Origin of the sequence: Halomonas eurihalina (assembly GCF_008274785.1) — a bacterium.
In the GTDB taxonomy this organism is placed as follows: Bacteria; Pseudomonadota; Gammaproteobacteria; order Pseudomonadales; family Halomonadaceae; genus Halomonas; species Halomonas eurihalina.
In genome coordinates this window covers 13,176-36,597 of sequence record NZ_VTPU01000021.1, presented here as the reverse complement: position 1 = coordinate 36,597, position 23,422 = coordinate 13,176, and the positions used below count along the sequence as shown (strand labels likewise).

At 64.3% G+C, this 23,422-nt stretch carries 22 protein-coding genes; 11 read left to right on the top strand and 11 right to left on the bottom strand.

The features are described 5' to 3' along the window. Positions 1-81: 81 nt before the first annotated feature. Positions 82-1,080: a GlxA family transcriptional regulator gene (locus FZZ93_RS16415; RefSeq protein WP_149323378.1), complete on the bottom strand. Its 999-nt coding sequence runs from the start codon at positions 1,078-1,080 to the stop codon at positions 82-84. Between the two features lie 138 nt (positions 1,081-1,218). On the opposite strand from FZZ93_RS16415, the gene tmpA reads away from it, so the two are divergent. From tmpA to FZZ93_RS16365, 10 genes are all read left to right on the top strand, one after another. Beyond that, positions 1,219-2,358, top strand: a complete 1,140-nt coding sequence (tmpA, locus tag FZZ93_RS16410) for a 2-trimethylaminoethylphosphonate dioxygenase (protein ID WP_149323377.1) — start codon at positions 1,219-1,221, stop codon at positions 2,356-2,358. Then, on the top strand, positions 2,355-2,942 hold the full coding sequence (locus FZZ93_RS16405; protein ID WP_149323376.1) for an HD domain-containing protein: 588 nt from the start codon (positions 2,355-2,357) through the stop codon (positions 2,940-2,942). The genes tmpA and FZZ93_RS16405 overlap by 4 nt, the downstream gene beginning before the upstream one ends. Further along, entirely contained in the window at positions 2,939-4,534 is a 1,596-nt protein-coding gene (locus FZZ93_RS16400; protein WP_149323375.1) for a 5-guanidino-2-oxopentanoate decarboxylase, read from the top strand. The genes FZZ93_RS16405 and FZZ93_RS16400 overlap by 4 nt, the downstream gene beginning before the upstream one ends. 225 nt (positions 4,535-4,759) lie before the next feature. Beyond that, complete coding sequence (locus tag FZZ93_RS16395) at positions 4,760-5,698, top strand: glycine betaine ABC transporter substrate-binding protein (protein WP_149323374.1); 939 nt, start codon at positions 4,760-4,762, stop codon at positions 5,696-5,698. Positions 5,699-5,774: 76 nt separating this feature from the next. Then, complete coding sequence (locus tag FZZ93_RS16390; protein ID WP_149323373.1) at positions 5,775-6,974, top strand: pyridoxal phosphate-dependent aminotransferase; 1,200 nt, start codon at positions 5,775-5,777, stop codon at positions 6,972-6,974. Positions 6,975-6,981: 7 nt separating this feature from the next. Beyond that, positions 6,982-7,776, top strand: coding sequence for an ATP-binding cassette domain-containing protein (locus tag FZZ93_RS16385; protein WP_223111801.1), 795 nt, complete (start codon positions 6,982-6,984; stop codon positions 7,774-7,776). A 37-nt stretch (positions 7,777-7,813) separates the two neighbouring features. Next, the gene (locus FZZ93_RS16380) at positions 7,814-8,584 is read left to right on the top strand and encodes a transporter substrate-binding domain-containing protein (RefSeq protein WP_246146249.1); all 771 of its coding nucleotides are present in this window, start codon (positions 7,814-7,816) and stop codon (positions 8,582-8,584) included. Positions 8,585-8,749: 165 nt separating this feature from the next. Then, positions 8,750-9,463, top strand: a complete 714-nt coding sequence (locus tag FZZ93_RS16375) for an ABC transporter permease (protein WP_149323371.1) — start codon at positions 8,750-8,752, stop codon at positions 9,461-9,463. A gap of 1 nt (position 9,464) precedes the next feature. Further along, positions 9,465-10,220 (top strand): ABC transporter permease, encoded by a 756-nt coding sequence (locus FZZ93_RS16370; RefSeq protein ID WP_149323370.1) that lies wholly within the window; start codon positions 9,465-9,467, stop codon positions 10,218-10,220. Continuing rightward, on the top strand, positions 10,217-11,665 hold the full coding sequence (locus FZZ93_RS16365; RefSeq protein WP_149323369.1) for an aldehyde dehydrogenase family protein: 1,449 nt from the start codon (positions 10,217-10,219) through the stop codon (positions 11,663-11,665). Before FZZ93_RS16370 ends, FZZ93_RS16365 begins: the two co-directional genes overlap by 4 nt. On the opposite strand, the gene yddG is transcribed toward FZZ93_RS16365, so the two are convergent. The 3 genes from yddG to FZZ93_RS16350 form a co-directional block, all read right to left on the bottom strand. Next, complete coding sequence (gene yddG, locus FZZ93_RS16360) at positions 11,643-12,560, bottom strand: aromatic amino acid exporter YddG (protein WP_149323368.1); 918 nt, start codon at positions 12,558-12,560, stop codon at positions 11,643-11,645. The genes FZZ93_RS16365 and yddG overlap by 23 nt on opposite strands. A gap of 75 nt (positions 12,561-12,635) precedes the next feature. Continuing rightward, positions 12,636-13,322 (bottom strand): AraC family transcriptional regulator, encoded by a 687-nt coding sequence (locus FZZ93_RS16355; RefSeq protein WP_149323367.1) that lies wholly within the window; start codon positions 13,320-13,322, stop codon positions 12,636-12,638. A 78-nt stretch (positions 13,323-13,400) separates the two neighbouring features. Then, on the bottom strand, positions 13,401-14,294 hold the full coding sequence (locus tag FZZ93_RS16350; protein ID WP_149323366.1) for a LysR family transcriptional regulator: 894 nt from the start codon (positions 14,292-14,294) through the stop codon (positions 13,401-13,403). A gap of 298 nt (positions 14,295-14,592) precedes the next feature. Between FZZ93_RS16350 and FZZ93_RS16345 the strand changes: the two genes are divergently transcribed. After that, positions 14,593-15,192 carry an NAD(P)H-dependent oxidoreductase gene (locus FZZ93_RS16345; protein WP_149323365.1) on the top strand — a complete coding sequence of 200 codons (600 nt, stop codon included), beginning with the start codon at positions 14,593-14,595 and terminating at the stop codon, positions 15,190-15,192. 122 nt (positions 15,193-15,314) lie between these two features. Here FZZ93_RS16345 and FZZ93_RS16340 read toward each other — a convergent pair whose 3' ends face one another. The 7 genes from FZZ93_RS16340 to FZZ93_RS16310 all read right to left on the bottom strand — a co-directional run bounded on the left by FZZ93_RS16340 (position 15,315) and on the right by FZZ93_RS16310 (position 23,412). Further along, a complete protein-coding gene (locus FZZ93_RS16340) occupies positions 15,315-16,199 on the bottom strand; it encodes an SMP-30/gluconolactonase/LRE family protein (protein ID WP_246146246.1) in 885 nt (294 codons plus the stop codon). A gap of 147 nt (positions 16,200-16,346) precedes the next feature. Continuing rightward, entirely contained in the window at positions 16,347-17,360 is a 1,014-nt protein-coding gene (gene araH, locus FZZ93_RS16335) for an L-arabinose ABC transporter permease AraH (RefSeq protein WP_149323363.1), read from the bottom strand. 36 nt (positions 17,361-17,396) lie between these two features. Next, positions 17,397-18,944 (bottom strand): L-arabinose ABC transporter ATP-binding protein AraG, encoded by a 1,548-nt coding sequence (gene araG, locus FZZ93_RS16330; RefSeq protein WP_149323362.1) that lies wholly within the window; start codon positions 18,942-18,944, stop codon positions 17,397-17,399. Beyond that, positions 18,928-19,914, bottom strand: coding sequence for an arabinose ABC transporter substrate-binding protein (locus FZZ93_RS16325; protein WP_149323361.1), 987 nt, complete (start codon positions 19,912-19,914; stop codon positions 18,928-18,930). Before FZZ93_RS16325 ends, araG begins: the two co-directional genes overlap by 17 nt. A 369-nt stretch (positions 19,915-20,283) precedes the next feature. Beyond that, entirely contained in the window at positions 20,284-21,186 is a 903-nt protein-coding gene (locus FZZ93_RS16320; protein ID WP_223111800.1) for a carbohydrate ABC transporter permease, read from the bottom strand. Continuing rightward, positions 21,183-22,025: a carbohydrate ABC transporter permease gene (locus tag FZZ93_RS16315; protein WP_246146245.1), complete on the bottom strand. Its 843-nt coding sequence runs from the start codon at positions 22,023-22,025 to the stop codon at positions 21,183-21,185. The genes FZZ93_RS16320 and FZZ93_RS16315 overlap by 4 nt, the downstream gene beginning before the upstream one ends. A gap of 109 nt (positions 22,026-22,134) precedes the next feature. Next, on the bottom strand, positions 22,135-23,412 hold the full coding sequence (locus FZZ93_RS16310) for an extracellular solute-binding protein (RefSeq protein ID WP_149323360.1): 1,278 nt from the start codon (positions 23,410-23,412) through the stop codon (positions 22,135-22,137). Positions 23,413-23,422: the final 10 nt, after the last annotated feature.

Below are 23,422 nucleotides of genomic sequence, written 5' to 3'. Positions count from 1 at the left end.
CTGAGACGCCTGGCGCATCTCTCACGACCCGGTGAATAGAGCAGGCTTGTTCGACGCCAGCCCCAAACGGCTCGTCAATCGTCAGCCCCGTTCGGCGGTCACGCTGGGCGCCTCCCCGAAGCGCGCCCGGTAGGCCCGGGAAAAGTGCGCCAGGTGCGCGAAGCCGGTGGCCAGCGCCGCCTCGGTGACCCGGCAGCGGCTGGCGGCAAGCAGGCGCTGAGCCTGATCCAGCCGCATGCCCAGATAGCACTGTTTGGGCGTCTCGCCGAAATGCGCCATGAAACGGCGCGTCAATTGACGCTGCGACTGTCCCACCAGCCGACAGATCTCGGGAATGGGCAGCGCCTGGGCCAGATTCGCCTCCATCACCGCCAGGGCCCGCAGCACGCTGCGCGGCAAGTGCGCATAGCGCTCGTCCCGGCTCGGCGAGGGATCGTCATTGCCGCGCTGGTGTACCAGTTGACGGCCCACCGCATTGGCCAGCGCCGGACCATAGAGCCGCTCCATCCAGGCCAGCATCATGTCGATGCTCGCCGAACCGCCCGACCCGGTCAGCCGCGACGCATCCAGCTCGAAACGCGCCGGGCTGACCCTGAGATGCGGGAACTCGCGGCGAAACGCCGGCACGCTTTCCCAGTGCATCGCCACCCGATGCCCTTCCAGCACGCCCGCCCGTGCCAGGATGAAGGGTGCCGTGTCCAGCCCACCCAACCAGCCACCGTGCGCCGCCACCCGCCGCAGCACGGCGAGATCCTGCCCCCGGATGGTGGCCTCTGCCTCATAGGAAGACACCACCATCAGGTGCGCGTCATCGGCCACGCCATCGAGCTCGCCGTCCACATCGATCCGCACGCCGTTGCTGGCCACCAGCCCTTCGCCATCGGCGGACAAGAGTCGCCAGGCAAACAGGTCCCGGCCGAATCGGTTGGCCACGCGCAGCGGCTCCAGCAGGCAGAACAGGCTCAGCATCGAGAACTTGGGAACCAGCCAGACATCGAGGGTGTACTCGGCCTGTTCGGGCGCCAGCAAGGGCGGTGAATCCGGCCGCGGATAGGGCCAGGTATCGGCAAACTCACTCATGATGGCCAAAAAAATCAAATAAAAGGCGAATTTATGCAAATACTAGCGGCGCAGCGGCGTTAGGGTAAAGCCAGTCGCGCATCGGCGCCGGTGGCGACACTTCGTCACGGTCCACGCAATACCCGGAGATAGATCGTCATGACCGCAAGCGGCAAGCTGTGGCTGTCCTCGGCCGGACAGCGCCTGAACCTCGAAACCCAGGGCCTGACCCGCGAATTCGCCGCCCTCTGGCTGCGCGAGCGAGCGCCCGATCCCGACACTCTGGACCCTCGCACCGGCCAGCGCCTGATCGAGGCAGCCGAGCTGCCACTCGACCTGACCCTGGAAAGCGCCGAACTGAACGGCGAGCGGGTAGCGCTGCGTTTCAGCGACGGCCACGTCACCGACTTTCCGCTCGCCGAACTGATCGAGGCCGGCGCCGAAATCGACTCCAGCGTGCCTGGCCGCCGCCTCTGGGATGCCAGCCTGGCCGAGCCACCCAGGGCGGATTTCACGGCCGCCCGCCAGGACGATGCCGCCCTGCTCGACATGCTCGAGAACCTGCATCACTTCGGCTTCGTGCTGGTCTCTGGCGTGCCCACCGAGGAAGACGGCATGCAGGCGCTGATCGACCGCATCGGCCCCCTGCGTCGCACCAACTGGGGTGGCATCGCCGACGTCAAGTCGGTGGCCAATGCCTATGACCTGACCATGACCCAGCGCGGACTCGAGCCGCACACCGACAATCCCTATCGCGACCCCATCCCCGGCTACATCTGGCTGCACTGCCTGACCAATGCCGCCGATGGCGGCGACAACACCCTGGTCGACGGCTACCAGGCCGCGCTGACGCTCAAGGCCCGCGACCCCGAGGCCTTCGACTGCCTGACCCGCGTCGCCCCGGGCTTTCGCTACCACGACGACACCACTTGCCTGGAAGGCGAAGGCCCCTTGATCGAGCTTGACAGCCAAGGCCGCCTGTCCCGTGTGCGCTTCAACAACCGCACCGAGCGTGTCGGCGCCCTGTCCGCCGATGCGCTCGAGCGCTACTACGCTGCGCGACGCACCTTCTATCGCCTGATCACCTCAGACGAGCTGACCGTTCACCTCAAGCTCGATCCCGGCCAGATGCTGATCATGGACAACTATCGCCTGCTGCACGGACGTCGTGCCTACCAGCTCGCCGGCGGCGTGCGCCACCTGCGCCAGGGCTATGTCGACCGCGACAGCACCGCCAGCCGCCGCCTGGTACTGCGTCGCCAGATGTCCAGCCAGCCATCGCAGGAGGCCAGTGCATGAACCAGGCCAGTTTCCGCCGTTTCGACGAAAGCCGGCTCGACGAGTGGCAATTGATCGATGCCCGCTTCCGCGACTACCAGGCCGACGCCCCGCGCCGCGTGCTCGAGCACCTCCACCGCCTGGCCGGCGACCATCACGGCTATCCGGTGGATCGCTTCGAGCACTGCCTGCAGACCGCCACCCGAGCGCTGCGCGACGGTGCCGACGCGGAAATGGTCGTGTGCGCCCTGCTGCATGACATCGGCGATGACCTGGCACCGGCCAATCATGCCGAGATCGCCGCGGGCATTCTCGAGCCGTTCATCGACCCCTTGAACGCCTGGATGATCCGCCATCACGAGCTCTTTCAGGGTTACCATTACCGCCACTTCTTCGGCCAGGACCGCCACGCCCGGGAGCAGTTCCGCGACCACCCGGCCTACGCCCGCACGGTGCGCTTCTGCGACCACTGGGACCAGGCGAGTTTCGATCCCGACTACGACACCCTGCCGCTCGAGCATTTCGTGCCCATGGTCGAGCGCGTTCTGGGCCGCCCGCCCTTCGGCGGCCTGCCCGACCCGATCGAGGAGAACGAGCCCCAATGACGTGTGCCCAGCGACTGATCCAGCTCCTCGAGGCCTACGGCGTCGACACCGCCTTCGGCATCCCCGGCGTGCATACCATCGAACTGTACCGCGCCCTGGGCGAGAGCCGGCTGCGCCATGTCACGCCGCGTCACGAACAGGGAGCCGGCTTCATGGCCGACGGCCATGCCCGGGCGAGCGGCAAGCCCGCCGCCTGTTTCATCATCACCGGCCCCGGCATGACCAACATCGCCACCGCCATGGGCCAGGCCCTGGCCGACTCGGTGCCCATGCTGGTGATCTCCAGCGTCAACCAGCGCGCCAGCCTGGGGCGCGGTCAGGGGCGCTTGCACGAGATGCCCCACCAGCGCGAGACACTGGCCGGCGTCAGCGTGTTCAGCCACACCCTGCACGATCCCGAGGCACTGCCCGAGGTGCTGGCCCGCGCCTTCGCGATATTCGACAGCGCCCGTCCCGGCCCCGTGCATATCGAGATTCCCCTGGACGTGATGGGCGCCCCGTCATCCGATGCTCCCGTCACACCGGCCCACAGCTACCCGCCGGCACCGGCGCCCGAGGCACTGACGAAGGCCGCCGAATGGCTCGGCGCCGCGTCCCGTCCGCTGGTGCTGCTCGGTGGCGGCACCGCCGATGCCCCGGGTGCCGCCCGCGCCCTGGTCGAACGACTCGACGCCCCGACGTTCACCACCATTAACGCCAAGGGCGTGCTCGGGCTCGACCATCCGCTGGATCTGGGCGCCACCGCCAGCCTGCCCGCGGCCCGTCGGCTGGCCCACGACGCCGACGTGGTACTGGCCATCGGCACCGAGCTCGGCGAGACCGACTATGATCTGGTATTCGATGGCGGCTTCGTCCTCGACGGCCGTCTGATCCGGGTCGATATCGATCCCCAGCAGCTCGGTCGCAACCAGGCCGCCGACCTGGCCCTGCTCGCCGACGCCGGCCAGACCATGGCGGCCCTGACCGAACGACTGCCCGAATCAGCAGCACGCGATGGCGCCGCTCGCGCCGAGGCCGTGCGTCGGGAACTGGCTCTCGCCGAGGATCCCGAACTCGTCTCCTACGCACCGCTCTTCGATACGCTGCGCCAGGCGCTGCCCGAGGCCATTGTCGTCGGCGATTCCACCGGCCCGGTCTATGCCGGCAACTTCCTGGCTTCGCTGCCGGCACCGCGTCGCTGGTTCAACGCCGCTACCGGCTTCGGCACCCTCGGCTACGGCCTGCCCGCCGCCCTCGGTGCGGCCCTGGCCTGTCCCGATCGGCCGGTGGTCGCCCTGGTCGGCGACGGCGGCCTGCAGTTCGTGCTCGGCGAACTGGGCACCGCTCGCGACCTGGGCCGCCCGGTGGCGATAGTGATCTGGAACAATGATGGCTACGACGAGATACGCCGCTACATGGCCGCAAGCGAAATACCCAAGCTCGGCGTCGACCTGGCCGCCCCCGACTTCCAGGCCCTGGCCCAGGCTTTCGCCTGTCGCTACCGGCATGTCGCCGACCCGGCCACGCTTGGCGAGGCCCTGTCCAACCTCAACGACACCACCTCGCCACTGATCGTCGAGGTCGACGCCGCCGGCTGGGCCGACTCACTTTAGCGACCCGAACGTCCCGATCCTTTCCCTCTGAGGCGGAGATGGTTTTCATCTCCTCCCGGCAATCAGGAAGGCGCTGATTTATGTTGCGAGCGAAGAGAGGCTGGCCGCCGCCGGAACAGAAAAACCGCAGTTTACACGGGCGTAAATGAGGATTTTGAGTACCGCCGGCGGCCAGGATATCGAGCGCAGCAATAAATCAGTGTTTTCCAAGGAGACATCCGAGATATGACGACCAGGCCCCCCATCACCCTGACACTACTCGCCGGCCTGACCCTGGCCGGCCCCGCCACGGCCGCCGATCGCGACGACGAACTCCGCCTGGTCGTGCCGCCCTGGCCCGGCGTGACCGTCAAGAGCGAGCTTCTCGCCCAGCTCATCGAGCCGCTGGGATACACCGCCAGCAAGCAGCAGCTCAGCTCCACGGTCGGCTACAACACCCTACAGACCGGCGACAGCGACGCCTTTCTCGCCGGCTGGCTGCCCGCGCAGCAGGAAAGCTACGACGCCGCCATGCAGGCCGACGCCATCGTCGACCTGGGCAACAACGTCAACGGCGCCCGCATGGGCTTCACGGTGCCAAGCTACGTCTACGAGGCGGGCATCACCAGCGCCGAACAGCTCGCCGATCCCGAGGTGGCCGAACGCTTCGGCAAGACCGTCTACAGCATCGAGAGCGGCTCCACCGTCACCGACATGCTGAACAAGGCCATCGAGGCCGACACCTACAGCCTCGGCGATTGGGAAAGCATGTCCTCGTCCACGCCCGGCATGCTCAGCGAGGTCGAAGCCGCCGTGGACGAAGATCGCTGGATCGTCTTCTACGGCTGGACGCCCCACTGGATGGTGCCGGAGTACGACACCCGCATCCTCGACGACCCAGAAGGCGTCTACGGCCCCGACAATGGCCGCAGCGACGTCAAGACCATCGTTGCCAAGTCCTACGCCGAGGCCAACCCCAACCTGATACAACTGCTCGACCAGTTCGTGCTCAGCGCCGACGAACAGAGCGACTTCATCCGCGACTACAGCCTCGAAGAGCGCGAGCTGGAGGCCGTGGCCCATGACTGGCTGGTATCGCACCCCGAGCGGGTCGCCGAATTCCTCGAAGGCGTCGAAACCCGCGACGGCGGCGATGCACTCGACGCCGTCAAGGCCAGCCTGTGACACGGCTCAGAGCCTTCGATACAGCCGATGCCACCACCTATTAGACCACTCTCTCAGGCCATTCAGTGAGACTGCCATGCGTTATTCCCGATTGACTGATCGCATCGCCGGCGAAGGTGCCGCCGCCTGGAATATCCACTACCGCGCCCTGGCGCGGCTGGAAGCCGGCGAGGACATCACCGTGCTGTCGGTGGGCGATCCCGATTTCGACACCCCGACGCCGATCGTCGAGAGCGCCGTGGCCAGCCTGCGTGGCGGCGCGACGCACTATGCCGACGTCCAGGGCAAGCACGGCCTGCGCGAGGCCATCGTCGAACGCTACCGTCGGCATGGCGTCGAGGCCGATCCCGAGCGTGTCATCGTCATGGCCGGGGCCCAGTGCGGCCTCTATGCCGTCGCCCAGTGCCTGCTCGATCCCGGCGACGAAGTGATCGTGCCCGAGCCCTGCTACGTCACCTACGAAGCCGTGCTGCGCTCCACCGACGCAACCATGGTACGCATCCCGCTGCGCAGCGATGCCGGCTTCCGCCTCGACGCCGCCGACATCGAGGCGGCGATCACTCCGCGCACCCGGGCGATCATGCTCAACAGCCCGCACAACCCCACCGGGCAGCTCATCGACGCCGATACCTGGCACGCCATCGCCGAGCTGTGCCGTCGCCATGACCTGTGGCTGGTCTCCGACGAGGTCTACGCCAACCTGGTCTTCGAGGGAGCACACCAGTGCGCCGCCGCCCTGCCCGGCCTGGAAGAGCGCAGCGTGGTGATCGACAGCCTCTCCAAGTCCCACGCCATGACCGGTTGGCGATTGGGCTGGGTTCTCGGCCCACCGGAACTGATCGCGCACCTCGGCAACCTGGCGCTGAGCATGCTCTACGGCTGCCCGGACTTCATCCAGGACGCCGCCCGGGATGCCCTGACTCGGGAGGTCCCGGAACTCGAGGCCATGCACGCAAGCTACCGGGCCCGGTGCGATGCCGTCTGCGCGGCCCTGGCGGATTGCCCGGCCGTGGCGGTCATCCCCCCGGCGGCCGGCATGTTCCTGATGGTCGACATCCGCGCCACCGGCCTGTCGTCCCAGGCCTTCGCCGACCGGCTGCTCGACGACCACGGCGTCTCGGTGCTCTCCGGCGAGGCCTTCGGCCCCTCCGCCGCCGGCTTCGTCCGGCTGAGCCTGACCGTCGACGAAGCCCGCCTGACCGACGCCTGCCGACGCCTGGCCCGCTGTGCCGAAACGGCACGCGACACGGCCGGCCCCCTTTCCACCGTTCAATGAGTCGCCTATGACATCATCGCTCGACGATCACACTTCGACCGCCACCGCCGCCCCGGCGGTGCAGGCGCGCCACCTCGTCAAACGCTACGGCGACCTCGAGGTACTGCGCGATGTCTCCCTCGAGGTCCCCGAGGGCAGCGTCACCTCCATCATCGGCGCCAGCGGGTCCGGCAAGAGTACCCTGCTGCGCTGCCTCAACCTGTTGGAACGCCCCGACCAGGGCGACCTGGCGATTGCGGATGAGGCGATCCGTTTCGACCGCAATCCCCAGGGCGACGTCGTTGGCCTGGACCGGCGCCAGCTACAACGGCTGCGCGCCAAGGTCAGCATGGTCTTCCAGCAATTCAACCTGTGGCCACACTTCAGCGTGCTCGGCAACGTCATTGAGCCCCCGATGCGAGTCCAAGGGCTCTCGCGGCGACGCGCCACCGAGGTGGCCGAGCATTATCTGGCGCGGGTCGGCATGGCCGACAAGCGCGACGCCTACCCGGCCTTTCTTTCCGGCGGGCAGCAACAGCGCGTGGCCATTGCCCGTGCGCTCGCCATGGAGCCACGCCTGCTGCTGTTCGACGAACCGACTTCGGCCCTGGACCCGGAACGCGTCAATGAAGTGCTCGGCGTGATCCGCGGCCTGGCCGGCGAAGGCCGCACCATGGTGCTGGTCACCCACGAGATGGCCTTCGCCCGGGAAGTCTCCGATCAGGTGGTGTTTCTCGACCGCGGCGTCATCGGCGTCGCCGGCACCCCCGAAGAGGTTTTCGACGATCCGCGCTGCCAGCGCTTCGCCGCGCCGGCCACCTGATCGCCTTCCCTTTCCAACAATGATCAAGGAGAACACCATGCAACGCGCCCTCATCCCCGCCATCGCCCTTTCCATCGCCACTTTCGGCGGTACCGCCCAGGCCGCCGAGCCGCTGCAGATCGGCATTTCCGCCGAACCCTATCCGCCCTTCACCTACACCTCGTCCGAAGGCGAATGGACCGGTTTCGAAGTGGAACTTGGCTTGGCCATCTGCGAGGCCATGGACGCCGAGTGCGAAATCCAGCCCACTGGCTGGAGCGGCATCATCCCCTCGCTCAAGGCCGGGCGCATCGACATGATCATGAACTCCATGTCGATCACCGAAGCCCGCCAGAAGGTCATCGACTTCAGCGATCCCTACTACTTCACTCCCGGTGCCTATGTCGCCGCCGACGACCTGGAACTGAGCCTGCCCGAAGGGCTCGACGGCCTGGTGCTCGGCGTGCAGAGCGCCACCACCAACGCCACCTATGCCCGACGCGCCCTGCGCGACACCGGCGTCGACATCCGCCTCTACGACCAGGCCGAGCAGGTCAATCGTGACCTGCTCTCCGGTCGCCTGGACGTGATCCTGGCCGACGAGATCGCCATGAACGAGCTTGTCGAGCGCGACGAGGCCGAAGGCTTCGCGATCAAGGGCACCGCCCCGCATCACGCGGCCTACGGCGAAGGCGTCGGCATCGGCATTCGCCAGGGCGACAGCGAGCTGAAGGCCAGCCTCAACGCGGCCATCGAACGGGTCGAGCAGGATGGCACCTGCAGCTCGCTCTCCGAGGAGTACTTCGGCACCGACATCTGCACTGGCTAAGCTCGCCGCTACCCGTGCGATCCGAGCCGCCGGACAGCGACACCGCCCCGGCGGCTTTGCCATGTCATCACAACCATGTCATCACAAGCGAGGCGCCGACCACGCCACCGGACGGAGATCCACCGATCCGGCGTTGAGTCGGTGCCTTACAAGGTGCTTTCGACCATGAACAACCATTCTCAAGAAGGATTGGCCGACTGGGCCGGCCCGATCCTACAGGGCGCCCTGACGACCCTGGAGATCGCCGTGCTGGCCTATGCCATCGGCCTGGTGCTGGGCCTGCTCGGCGCCAGCGCGCGTCTCAGTCCCTGGGCGCCGCTACGCGGCCTGGCCACGCTCTACTCCACAGCGGTGCGCGCCGTGCCCGAGCTGTTGCTGATCATCCTGCTCTACTATGCCGGTTCCCAGGCACTCACCGCCGTGACCAATGCCATGGGCTTTTCCGGTCAGGTGGCCATCAACGGCTTCGTGACCGCCGTGGGTGTGCTGGCCTTCGTTCAGGGGGCCTACATGACCGAGGTGCTACGCGGCGCCATCCTGGCCATTCCACGGGGCCAGCTCGAGGCGGCCGATGCCTTCGGCTTCTCGGCCTGGGCGCGTTTCCAGCGCATCGTCGTGCCCGCCATGCTGCCCAATGCCCTGCCGGGCATGTCGAATCTCTGGTTGATCCTGATCAAGGATACCGCCCTGATCAGTGTCATCGGCTACAGCGAGCTGTTCTTCACCATCCAGCAGGCAGCCTCCAGCACCCGTGCGCATTTCCTGTTCTACGCCGCCGCCGGCGTCATCTACCTGGCGATGACGCTGTCGTCCACGGCGCTGTTCGCGCGCCTGGAACGCCGACTGCGTCGCGGCCAGCCGAACACCGAGGAGGCCTGACATGGACTTTTCCTGGCTTGGCGATCCTTTCTATCAGGAATACCTGATCGAAGGCTTCATCAACACCCTGTGGCTGATTGCCGTGTCCGCGATCGGCGGCCTTGCGCTGGCCGTGCTCGTCGCCATTGCGCGGCTCAAGGGGCCCCGCCCCCTGGCGCTGGCCGTTCAGGGCTTCACGATCGTGATGCGCGGCACGCCGCTGCTGGTGCAGCTGTTCTTCTTCTACTACGGCGTGGGGCGATTGCTGGAAGGTATTCCCGGCATTCAGGACAGCGTCATCTGGCCGCTGCTGCGCGATCCCTTCTTCTACGGCGCCCTGACCTTCATCCTCAGTGTCGGTGCCTATTCCGGCGAGGTCCTGCGCGGCGCCCTGTTGAGCGTGCCACAGGGTGAGCGCGAGGCCGGCCGCGCCTTCGGCCTGACACCCCTGCAGGTCTTCACGCGCCTCTGGCTGCCCCGCGCCATCCAGCTATGCCTGCCGACCCTGACCGGCGAGATGATCCTGCTGCTCAAGTCCGTGCCACTGGTCTCGACCATCGCGCTGATGGACCTGCTGCAGGCCGCCAACCTCATCCGCGACGAAACCTTCCTGGTCTACGAGCCCCTGCTGTTGATCGGCGGCATCTACCTGGCCATGACGCTGGTGCTCACCCTGGTGCTGCGCCAGGTGGAACGTCACTTCCCCGGCATGCAGCCCGAGCGCGGCCGGGGATGGCTGCCTCGACGTCTCCCGCACAGGCAGAGAGAAGCCTCATGAATAAACTGACACGCCACTTCATCGACAACGCCTGGGTGGCAAGCCGTGCCACGCGATGCCTGGACGTCATCGATCCCTACCGCGAGACGCGCATCGCCGAGGTCACCGTCGGCGATCCCGCGGACGTGGATGACGCCGTGGCCGCCGCCCGTCGTGCGCTGACCGGTTGGCGCGAGCTCTCGGGCAAGCGTCGTGGTGCCTTCATCGACGCCATCGCCGAGGAGCTCGAAGCGCGCCGTACCTCACTGGTCGAGCTTTCCAGCCGCAACAACGGCAAGCCACGAGCCGAGGCCGACCAGGACCTGGCCGACGCCATCGCCTGCTACCGTTACTACGCCGGCCAGGCACGGGCGCTGGACGCGCGTCAGGGCGAGACGGTCGACACCGGCGAAACGGGACTGGTGTCGCGTCGCTACCAGGACCCGGTCGGCGTGGCCGGCTTGATTACGCCCTGGAACTTTCCGCTGGTCAGCAGCGCCTGGAAGCTCGCCCCGGCACTCGCCGCCGGCTGCACGGTGGTCTTCAAGCCCTCCGAAGTCACGCCGTTGCCCGAGCAGGCACTGGCCGAGATCGCCCTCGAGATCGAGCTGCCTCCCGGCGTCTTCAATCTGGTCCACGGCGACGGCGGCAACGTCGGCGAAGCGCTCACAGCCCATCCCGGGGTCGACAAACTGTCCTTCACCGGCAGCAACGCCGTGGGCGAGGCGGTGATGGCCGCTGCCGCCCGGGGAACGCGCAACGTTTCCCTGGAACTCGGCGGCAAGTCGCCGATCCTGGTCACCGAGGATGCCGATCCGGCGCTGGCCGCCGAGCTGGTATTGGCGGGATTTGCCTACAACGCCGGCCAGATGTGCTCGGCCACCTCGCGGCTGCTGGTACACGCATCGCTGGCCGATGACCTGCATGCCCGGCTGGACGCCGCCATCGCCGAACTGGTCGCCGGCGACCCACTGGACGACGCCACCACACTGGGTCCGCTGGTCAACGCCGCTCAGCGCGAGCGGGTGGAGAAATACCTGGCTACGGCCGAAGCGGAAGGGCTCGTACCCACCGCAAGGGCCCCGATTGCCCTGCCCGAGCACGGGCACTTCGTTGCCCCCAGGGTGTATCGGGACGTACCAGTCACCAGCCGCCTGTGGCGAGAAGAGATCTTCGGCCCGGTGCTATGCACCCGTACCGTTCAGGACGACGACGAGGCGGTAACGTTGGCCAACGACAGTATCTTCGGCCTGGCCGCCACCGTGGTCGCCGGCGACCCGGCACGTGCCGACGCGCTGGCCGGGCGACTCACCGCCGGCAACGTCTGGTGCAACACCCATCAGGTGGCCCCGCCGGGGCTCGGCTGGGGCGGCATGAAGGGCAGCGGCATCGGTCGCGAACTGGGTCGATCGGGGCTCGACGCCTACCTGGAGACCCGCTACGTCACTCGGTCGAGTGCCGACTAGCCGACGCACGGCGTCCCAACGCCCCACTGCCGATCAAGGCGCCACCGCAGATCAGCAATGCGGCGAGCAGCAGCGTCGGGCTGGCCGTTGCCAGGCCGGCGGCGATCAGCACCAAGGTGGAAAACAGCGGCGTGGCGTACGAGAGCAGCCCTAGCATGCGCACCCGACCGCGCTTCATGCCCAGGTCCCAGGTAAAGAAAGCGCTGCCCACCGGGCCCAACCCCAGGGCCAGGATGGCCCACAGGTTGGCGCCTTCCGGCCAGCCGACCGGTTCCCAGGCAAGGTGACAGGCGAGCGCCAGCGCTGCGGCGCCCAGGCAGTTCCATGCCACCGCCGTGGTGGGGATGCGCGCCAGCAGCCGCGAGGCCACCGAATAACCGCTCCAGATAAAGGCGGCCAGCAACGCTGCCAGATAGCCCGGCGTGTACTCCCCCGCCCAGTCGAGACCGTCGGGGCCCACCAGCAGCGCCGCACCCAGGAAGCCGCAGATGCCGCCCAGCAGATGGATGGCCTTGAGGCGTTCGCCCGGCAGCACCAGCCCGGCCAGGATGACGATCAGCAAGGGCCAGAGGTAGCTGATAAGCCCGGCGTTGGCGGCCGGGGCGTTCTGCTGGGCGATGAAATAGCAAAGGTGATAGCCGAACAGCCCCCCGACGCCCAGTAGCCAGCCTGCTGGCGGCTGGCGGAAGGCCTCGGCCAGGGACGGGCCATCGCCGCGAGCCAGGAATACCAGCAGCGCCAGGCCGCCAGCCAGGCCGAAGCACAGCGCGGTGAGCAGGAAAGGCGGCACCGGGCCGGCCCATTGGGTGAAAAGTGCCAGGGTTGCCCAGTTGAGAACGGTACTGGCGCCCCACAGGGTGGCGCGATGCGTCTCGGCGGTGGAAGCGGCCGACATCTCGATGTCTCCATTCGCGGGATAGACCGACGAGTGTGGCCGCCCGACACGACGACGGCTTGTCGATTTCGGCCATCATGGCCGGCGACGCAAGTCACTTGGCGTCATTCCCCGCCAACGGCGGAAGTGGCGGCTGAACTGAGCCCCGTCGGCAAAGCCGCAGGCCAAGGCGACCTCGGTGATCGTGGCATCGCCGGTTGTCAGCAGACGTTCGGCCCGGGCCAGGCGCTGGCCCTGCAGCCACTGCCAGGGAGGCTGGCTGGTTGCGTCGCGAATACTGCGACGCAACTGGCGTTCCGAAAGCCTGGCGGCCTCGGCCAGGCGTGCCAGGCTCCAGGACGCGGCCGGATCGTCCCGCACCAACCGAGTCAGCCGCGCCATATTGAGCCGCGGCCCACACCAGGGCGGCGCACCACCGAGCCGTGCCAACAGGGCATCATCGTCCAGGCCGCGAGCCTCCTCCGGCGACAGGCACAGGAAACGGATGCGCTCGAACAACGCATCGACGGCGTCCTCTCCGACCGGCAAGTCCAGCACGCGGCAACGGTTGCCAATACCCAGCCCCAGGTAGTGATGAGTCGCGGCGGCGGGAATCACGCAGACACCGCCAGGTACCACGGCCGCACCGCGCCCCTCCACCTCGACGTCCACGCGGCCGTCAAGCCCCACCAGCAACTGGTGGTGGTCATGGGTGTCGCTGAGGCAGTCGGGCGGGTAACATCGCTCGACGCTGCCAGGCCAATGGCGAAACTCGATGGTCATGCCCTACAGGATGCCGGGGCCGCGACGCGGATGCCAGTGCCCGTGAGGGATAGGCTTTCCCTCCGCCGACCGGCCGGTCTACAGCCGTAGCCGCGGCGCGACGAAATCCAGAAAGGCGCTGATCCGAGCCGACAGGGCCGTGTTGCGGTAATAGACCGCCTGGACCTGCTCTCGCGGATTGGGACTGATGATGCGATCAGCCATCAGGCTGACCAACCTCCCCTGGACTAGATCATCCTGGATCATGAAGCGCGACAGACAGGCGATGCCCTCGCCAGCCAGGCAAAGCTGGCGCATGACCTCACCGCTGGACGTGCTCAACTGGGGCTGGATATTGGCCCCCTGACGGGACAGGCCCTCCACGGGCCAGTGGTTGAGGTTGTCGACATTGAGAAACCCCAGCAGCCGATGGTCGCGCAACGCCGCGGGGCTGACCGGCACGCCGTGACGCTCCAGATACTGCGGACTGGCCACCAGTTGCAACGGCGAACGCCCCAGCGAACGGGCATGCAGGGTGGAATCTTCCAGGCCACCGATGCGGATCGCCACGTCGGTGCGCTGCTCGAGCAGGTTGATGATGTCGTCCGAGGCCGACAGCTCCAGCTCGATGCCCGGGTAGCAGTCCCGGAAGTCTCCGATCAGTGGCACCAATTGATGCAGCATGAAAGGGGTGGCCGCATCGACACGCAGCGCCCCGCTCGGCCGAGCGCGGCTTAAGCGCATGGCTTCCTCGGCCTCGGCGAGCCGACCCAGCCCCTCGCGGACCTGATCGACGAACACCCGGCCCTCACTGGTCAGCGTCACGCTACGGGTCGTGCGATTAAGCAGCGGTGTATCGAGCCGTCGCTCGAGTCGCTGCACGGCGCGTGACACCCGCGCCACCGGAATATCCAACCGTCGGGCGGCGGCACTGAATCCACCGCTGTCGACGACCGCCAAGAGCAGCTCGAGATCTTCCGTACGACTCCGCAAGTCTGATTCTCCTCGCCGGGCATGGCTTGCTATTGCACTTCCCGTAAAAGTGTTTCCATTTTACCTACATTTATCATGCAGAAAAGTCGGCGCAGACTGCCCAACCGTCGAGGCTTCGTGGCGCTCCCTCAAGCCACCCACGACCCGATCATCGCCCGTGATATTCGCGTGATGGCCTCGTCCTTAGCCACACCTTTGCGTCCATCGAGAAGGTGTTTCTCGCTGGACGAACATTGAAGGCCACCGCTTCCGCACGCATCTAGCGGGCACGCAACTCATTAGCCACTTAATGGATGTTATGAATATTCTGCTACTCAACGGTGCCAAGGCCTTTGCCCACTCCGGCGGTCGCTACAATGACACCCTGCACGAAACGGCTCGCCGCACCCTGGCCGAGCAGGGCCACCGGCTGCAGGAGACCCGCATCGATGACGGCTATGACACCGAGGCCGAAGTCGAGAAATGGCTCTGGGCCGACGCCATCATCCTGCAGATGCCCGGCTGGTGGATGGGCACGCCCTGGACCGTCAAGCGCTACCTGGACGAGGTACTCACCCAGGGCCATGGCAGCCTGTACGCCAGCGACGGTCGCTCGCGCCATGACCCCAGCCTACAGTACGGCAGCGGGGGCCTGTTGCAGGGCAAGCATTACCTGCTGTCGCTGACCTGGAATGCGCCGCGTGAGGCCTTTGACCAACCCGGCAACTTCTTCGAAGGGCGCGGCGTCAACGGCGTTTATTTCCCCGTGCACAAGGCCATGGAGTTTCTTGGAATGAGTGCCCTGCCGACCTACCTGGCCAACGATGTGATCAAGGCACCGGACATCGACACCCATCAGGACGAGTACCGTGCGCACCTGGAAGGGGTCTTCGTCGACGTCGCCACGACCGGCGCTTGAGCCCGACGAGCCTAGCCCCCATGCAAGGGCCGAAGACCCAAGGAGCGAACATGATGACCATCACACTGTTCACCCCGGGCTTCAGCACCTTCCAGCTCGAAGGCGTACTTGCCTGACGACACTCATCGCCGGGTCAGGCAAGGCTCCGCCAGGCCCGGCGTTGCCACCTCGAGCGCCAGAAGGCTGCCCGCCAGCGGGTGGCGGCGACGCGCGTCTTCGTCCATGTCCTGGGTCGCGGTGGTGATATAGAGGGTTTGCAGATCGGCACCGCCGAAGGCCACCATCGTCGGGTTCGGGCACGGCACGGGGTATTGCGCCACGAGGCGTCCCTCGGGATCGAAACGCGCCACCCGGCCGCCTCCATACAGCGCGCTCCAATAGTGACCGTCGCGGTCCACTGCGGCGCCGTCGGGCACACCGGGCAAGTCGTGAGCCTCCAGGTCGACCCAGATCTCGCCTACGCCGATCTCGCCGGTCGCGGCATCGAAGGCATGGCGCATTACCTGGCGCGACGGTGAATCGGTGTGGTACAGCCAGCGACCATCCGGGCTGAAGGCCAGACCATTGGCAATGTGCAGATCACACTTGGCGGCAACCAGGCGTCCGTCTTCGAGACGGTACAAGGACGCGCCGCCCTCGTCGGGATTCAGCGTACCGACCCAGAAGCGCCCTGCCGGATCACAGCGGCCATCGTTGAAGCGGTTGCCCTGGTCGCTGCCCCATTCGGGGTTGGGCGTCCCCAGCTCCCGGCGCTCACCGGACGGCAGTGCCAGGTGCGTCAAGCCGGGAGCGGTGGCCACCAGCAGCCCCTCTCCGGTCAGTGCCACGCAACCGATCGTATGCTCGAAATCGTGCCGCCGCGGCGCCTGCCGGGAATCCGGCGACCAGGCATAGACGTGGCCGTGATTGATATCGACCCAGTACAACACGTGGTCCTCGGCGGACCAGACCGGGCTCTCGCCCAGGCTCATGTCGAGCTCGACGGCGACGTTCACTGGCGTTGTCATCGTTTCATCCATTCATCTCATCAAAAGTGGGGCGATTATCCTTGCTCGACAGCGCACTATCCAGGCCGCCTCCGACGACAAAAAACCACCCCGGCATCATCAACGCCGGGGTGGCTCCTCGATCCAGAAACCAGGCGCTGTCCGAAACTAAGCTCGGCTGCGTCTCGTCTGCTTCCAGCGATCAAACAGCACCGCCAGCAGCAGGATGGCGCCACGTACCAGATACTGATAGAAGGTCGGCACGTTGAGCAGCCCCATGGCATTCTGCACGCAGCCCATGATCAGCACCCCAACCAGCACGCCGGTGATCGAGGCGATCCCGCCGGAAAGCGCCACGCCGCCGAGCACACAGGCCGAAATCACGGCCAGCTCCAGGCCCAGCGAGGTATTGGGATCACCCAGGCCCATGCGCGACGTCAACAAGACGCCGGCGATACCCGCAACCACGCCCTGAAGGCCGAACACTATGATCTTCAGACGCCGCACATTGACCCCCGCCAGCGCCGCGGCTTCGGCATTGCCGCCGGTAGCAAGCACATTGCGCCCGAAGGAGGTCATGTTGAGCAGCACGCCGAAGACCACGAAGCAGCCGATCATGGTCCACACCGGCAGGGTGAGGCCGAGGAAGGAGGCGCTGCCGAGCTCGAAGAAGGCCGGCACGGTGATCATTACCGCGTCGCCACCCGAAGTGATGTAGGCCAGCCCGCGCACGAACTCCATGGCCGCCAGAGTAGCGATCAACGAATTGATGCCGAAACGCGCCACCACGAAGCCGTTGAAGGCACCCACCGCACCGCCGGCGGCCACGCCGCCCAGCACGCCGATCACCACGCTACCGGAGGCACTGGTGACCACGGCGGCCACCACCCCGGCAAAGGCCACGATCGAGGCAACCGATAGATCGACCTCGCCGAGCGCCAGCACCATCATCATGGTGGTGGAAATCGTGCCGATCAGGGTTACCGACAGCAGCAGCCCGACCATGTTGCGACCGGTCAGGAAGTCGGGAATCATCACCGCGAGACCGATAAACAGCAGCGCGAAGATGGCAAACAGGCCCGAGGTATCCAGCAGAGTGCGCAATGGCTTGGCCAGCCCCTGGCGTCCCTCGGGAAGGGGCGATTGGACACTATCGCCCTGGGCAGTCTTTTGGGTTGTCATGGAAGTCTCTCTCCAGCGTTATTCTCGTCAAGGCCCTCAGGCCGGCAGCGCCAGGCCCAGCAAGCGTTCCGGCGTGGCCTCGTCACGGGGCACGATGTCGACCAGCTCACCGTCGCGCATCACACCGATGCGGTCGCAGATGGCGCTGATCTCCGCCAGGTCGCTGGAGATCACCACCACGCCCTTGTTGTCCTCGGCCAGGTCGTATAGCAGTGAGTAGATGTCGCGGCGGGCGCCGACATCGATACCGCGCGTCGGCTCGTCCATGACGAACAGTTCGATGCGTTCCGACAGCCAGCGCCCCAGGATCACCTTCTGCTGGTTGCCGCCGGACAGGTTGCTGATGCGCGTGCGCGGCCCCGGCGTCTTGATGCTGAGCCGAGAGATGTAATCCTCGGTATTGGCCAACTCGCGGCGGGGGTTGCGAAAGCCACCTAACCGCTTGAAGAAACGCCGACAGCTGATGTTGAGGTTGTCGGTCACGCTGGCGATGGGAAAGATCCCCTGGGACTTGCGATCCTCGGGACACATGGCGATGCCGGCGCGGATCGCCTCGCCCGGCGTCGCGAAACGCCGCGCTTGGCCGTCGATTCTCACCTGTCCCTCATCCGGCGATTCCACGCCGCACACCAGCCGCATCAACTCGCTGCGCCCGGCGCCGACCAACCCGAACAGGCCGAACACCTCACCACGGTGCACCGTGAAGTTGATTGGTGCCTTCACACCCCGGCCCCGCAGGCTGTCGACCTCCATCAAGACATCGCCGGTGGCTCGCGGCCGGTAACCATAGACATCATCGATGTCGCGGCCGACCATCTCGCTGACCAGGGCGTCGTGATCGAGCTTCGCCATGCTCTCGTGGGTGCGAATATGCTTGCCATCACGGAACACCGTCACGGCATCGCACATCTCGAACACCTCCTCCATGCGATGCGTGACATAGAGCACAACCCGCCCCTCGTCACGCAGCCGCTGGACGATCCGCTTGAGCTGCCGGGTCTCCTGCACCGAGAGACTGCTGGTGGGCTCGTCGAAGGCAATCACCCGGGCGTCGCGCAACAGCGCCCGACCGATCTCGATCATCTGCTGCTGGCCGATGGAAAGATCGCGAACCTTGGTAGCGGGATGCACCGAGGTCTCGCCCAGCTCGGCGAGAATCTCCCGGGCACGTGCGTAGAGTTGGCGACGATCGAGCATGCCGCGTCGTTCCGGCAACTGGCCGAGCAGCAAGTTCTCCGCCACTGAAAGGTTGGGCGACAGGGTCAACTCCTGGTAGATGATGGCGATGCCCTCGGCCAGTGCCTGGCGGGCATTGGCGAAGACATGCCGCTCTCCCCCCAGCCATAGGGCACCCTCGCTGACCCGATTGACGCCGCTCAGCACCTTGAGCAGGGTCGACTTGCCGGCACCGTTCTCCCCCATCAAGGCGTGCACCTCGCCGGCCCGGGCAGAGAAGCTCACACCGTCCAGCGCCTTGACCCCGGGGAACTCGACCGTCACGTTCTCCACGCTCAGGTAGGCGTCGGCGGCTTCGCCGACGTCCTCCCGCACGACCGCCGCGGCACTGTCAGAGACCGAGCTCATCGCGCACCGCCTCCCAGTTGTCGCGGGTCATCAGAGTACCGGTGGTTTCGGTATTGGCCTTCGGCTTCTCACCCTCGGTGACCCAGGTGTAGAGATTCTCCGCCGTCTCACGCCCATGCATGGTGGAGCTGACCGCCACGGTGCCATGGAAGCCGGTCGGCTTCTCACGGGAGAATTCAGCAAAGGCTGCGCCGGAACCATTGATGCCAACCCCGATCACGTCATCGGCGGTCAAACCATACTGTTCGGAAGCCCGCACACCACCCAGCACGCTCTCCTCATTGAGGGCATAGATCACCCAATGCTCGTAATCGCCATTCTTGGAGAAGACTGGCGAGGCCGCCGAGAAGGCACTGGAAGTGTCGGTGTTCTGCTGGGGAGCATCCAGGATGTTGTCTTCCTGGAACCCGCGCTCGAGCAGGGCCTCGGTGGCACCGTCGGTGCGTTTCTTGGCCGTGGGCAGTTCATAGTTGGTGATGCGCAATGCCGCGACTTCTTCAGGATCCCAGCCGCGGGCTTCCATCTCGTCGGCGATGGCATTACCGACCTGCTCACCGATCTTATAGCCCGACATGCCAAGATGCGGCACCGACTCCATGGGCTCACCTTCGGCATTGACGAAGCGATCGTCCACGGTCACCACCTTCATGCCGTATTGCTCGGCGCGACGCATGATGGTTGGCCCCAGACGCACATCAGGTGGGCAAATGACGAACCCCTGTGCGCCCTGGGAATTAAGGTTGTCGATGGCGCTGAGCACCTCCTGGCCATCCTCACCGGCCAGCCTGACCACCTCGAAGCCCTTCTCTTCACCCAACCGGGTGGCGGCATCTTGTTCGTTGATGAACCAGGCCTGTTCGGGCTTCTTGACGATGAAGCCCAGCTTGACGTCGTCCTGAGCCTGCGTCAGTGGCGACAGTGCCAGGCAGACACCGAACGTGAGGGGAGCAAGGACGGGAAAACGGGACATGGACGTCTCTCCTTCGCCCTGGGAGGGCACTTGTTGTTGTGACGCGCCGTTGTGACATGTTGTTGTGGCGCGCTGTGGAAGATGTCTCCGGCCGTGTCTACCTCGTGCCGGGTGCGTCCACTACCCTATGTCGTTGCAACATAACCATCAAATGCGCTTATGGTTGTAAATCGATATAAATTTATATATCACTTTCACGGCAAGGACCTGACTACCAAGGCCGTCATCGCCACGGTGCCGACCACGCTGCGACTAAAGTGTGTCGCCATATGCCGATGACGAATACGACGACGCCCCGGTAGAAGGATCTACCGAGGCGTCGACGATCGAGGGAGTGAAGATTTTCGTCCAGCGTTTGCTAGACAGCGCCTACCCCTTGACCCCCGAGGAGATCATCACCGCCTCCGTCACCTTCTTCTGAAAGATCAGGTAGGCGATCGCGACAGGTGCCGCACCAAGAAGTGCCACTGCCATGACCCTCGCGTAACTGACCCCAAAAGTATCCCTGACCTGGGTGATACCTACCGGAATCGTCATCATGTCTTCCGAGGTGATGACAAGAAAAGGCCAGAAGAACTGGTTCCACGCCATGATGAAGGTGATGATTGCCAGTGCAGTGGTGATCCCCCAATTGAGTGGCAGATAGACCTTGAACAAAAGCGTGTATTCTCCCCCTCCATCAAGTAATACTGCTTCACGCATCTCCTTGGGCACCGCATCGAAGAACTGCTTGTAGACGATGATAACGACCGGAACGATGAGCTGCGGCAGTATGATGCCCGCCCAGGTATTGACAAGCCCCATATCGTTCATCAGCACGAACTGAGTGACAACGAGTGCCTGGGTGGGGATCATGAAGCTGGCCATCACTACCGCATAGAGTATCCGACGACCGGGGAAGCGCATCTGTGAAAGCGCATAAGCACACATCATCCCCGAAATTAGCACCAGTATAGTGATGATAAGCGAGGTTCCGATCGAGTTGACGTACCATTTCAGAATACTGGTATTAAAAATCGACTCGACATAAGCCGTCAGATTGAACATATCAGGCAGAATGCCGGCGTTCTCACTTACCACATGGTCTTCATCGCGAATCGATGTGACAAAGGCCCAATAAAGGGGAAAAATCCAGATCGCAGCACCAATCAGCGTAATAGCGAGCAGGATCTTGTTCTCTATCCGTCGCGTATTGAGGTTAACCCTCCATCCTCTGGAAGCTGCCAGCGCCGTACCGGCCCGTTCACTGCCTTGCATCCTTCGGACATTCATTTACGCCCTCCCATTCTCAGGAGTTGAAACTGTAGAACCGACACAACCATGATGATGACGAACAGCACTAGCGCCACTGCTGAAGCATAACCGCCGTTATTGAGCTGAAAGGCCTCGCGATAGACCATCATCAATAGAACATACGATGAATTGAATGGGCCACCACCGCTGAGGAGATATACCTGGTCGAATAATTTCAGCTGCAGAATCAGCTGAAGGGTCATGACCAATGCAGTAACCGGCCATAACAATGGCCAGGTAACTTTCATGAACAACTGACGTCGCGAGGCCCCATCAAGCGACGCAGCTTCATAGAGTTCCTTGGGAATGTTGCGTAGTCCCGCGATAAACAGCAGCACATTGAAACCGTTGGTCCACCAGATAGTGACGACTGCAATTGTAGGCATCACCCATGCAGGCTGTTTAAAGACAGCCACCGGTTCGCCGACAAAATACTCGATGACCGGCTGGAAAATACCGAACTGAAAATCAAGCATCCATGCCCATATCTGGGTTACCACCGAGACTGGGAGAATGTAAGGAAGAAAGAAGGTCGCTAGGACGAGTGCCTGCATCCTTCCCGACAGCCGGTTAACAGCTATCGCGATAGCCAGTGCGATCACCGTCGTGGGAATGACCGTCAGAAGAACGAAATAGCCATTATTCTTGAGTGACGTATAGAAAAGGTTGTCCGTCAGCAGTTGTCTGTAATTTTCCAGCCCTACCCACTCGCCAGAGCCGATCAGCGGCGCATTGGTGAAGCTAAGCTCCACCACACGGATCATGGGATAGAGAAACACAAGACCAAAGATCAGGACAAAGGGCGCAATGAGTGTCATCGCCACCACAATGTGCCTGCGCCTATTTGTTATCATAGCCAATGTCAATACTCCCCTTGAGCATCCGTTCCGCGCCATTCACGTCGGCGCGGAACACGTACCACACTCATCAGTCGCGCAATGATTGAAGCTCGCTCTTCATTTGCTCGGCAGCCTGTTCAGGCGAGAGAAATCCATGAATCGCCGGTGCTATGTTGTTGAGCGCCGCATCGTAGACCGGCGAAGCAACACCCGCGATAGTGGAACGGGGGTCATAAGCGGCAATATCCACGAGCGAGGAATAAGTGGCATTGGGCTCCATCTGCCGGAACTCATCGCTTTCAGCAACGGGAGTGTAGGCCGGGATATGACCGGCACGTGCCCAGCTAATGGCATGCTTTTCCATCCAGGCGATAACCGTCATCACAGCTTCACGTTTTTCTTCCGACATCTCTTCATCGCCCTGGACAGGAATGGCGAAGGCATGGCTATCGGCCCATACGGACTCTTCATCCAACAGGGTCGGTATCTGTACAGCCCCCCATTCGAACCCGAGTGTTCCGGCCTTCTCCATATCGGCCATTGTGGGTACCTCCCACACGCCATTGAACTGGAAAGCCGATTTACCCGATGTAAATAGGGCTACGGAAGCTTCATACTCGGCATTCTCGGGCTGGTAATCTTTATCTCCCCAGTCCTGCATGATCTCGATTGCCTGCACAGCCTTGTCGAAGTTGTCGCCGGGCAACACCTCGCCGTTCTCGATGAATGTGCCTCCTTGCTGGCTGAGAAGCGTATAGAACATACGCCAGACACCACCAGGCCCCCCGGTCTGGTAAGAGAGTGGAGGCTGTGCACCATTTTCCTGAGCAATTTTCAAAGCGGCATTGAAGTCGTCGAGACTCTCGATGCCTGTCAGTTCTCCATTGTCATCGAGATATTTGGTGCCCTCGAGATAGCGCTTGTTGTAGTAAAGAACGACCGAGTGAATATCGAAGGGTACGGCATAAAGGGTACCTTCCTCGTCAGATGCTGCCTTTGACGCCCGCTCGAAGAAATCACCGCGTGACAGGCCAACGGCTTCGAGGTCGGAATCGGTAATCGGCGTCAGAACGCCTTCGGAAAGAGCACGAGGAAGACGAGAGAGGTGATAGGTCACCACATCCGGCCCCTGGCCAACTGCAGCGGCCGTACGCACCTTGGTATAAAACGGCACCCCCCATTCAGATGTCGTACCGTCAATGGTGATATCGGGATGCTCGTCGTTGAACTGGTCGATCAATGCCTTCATCCTCACACCATCTCCACCAGCAAAAAAATCCCACCAAACGACTTCGGTTTCCGCAAACGCTGGAGAGGCAATGGAAGATGCCATCGCGGCAATCAACATGGATTTAAATGCTTTCATACGTCCTCCG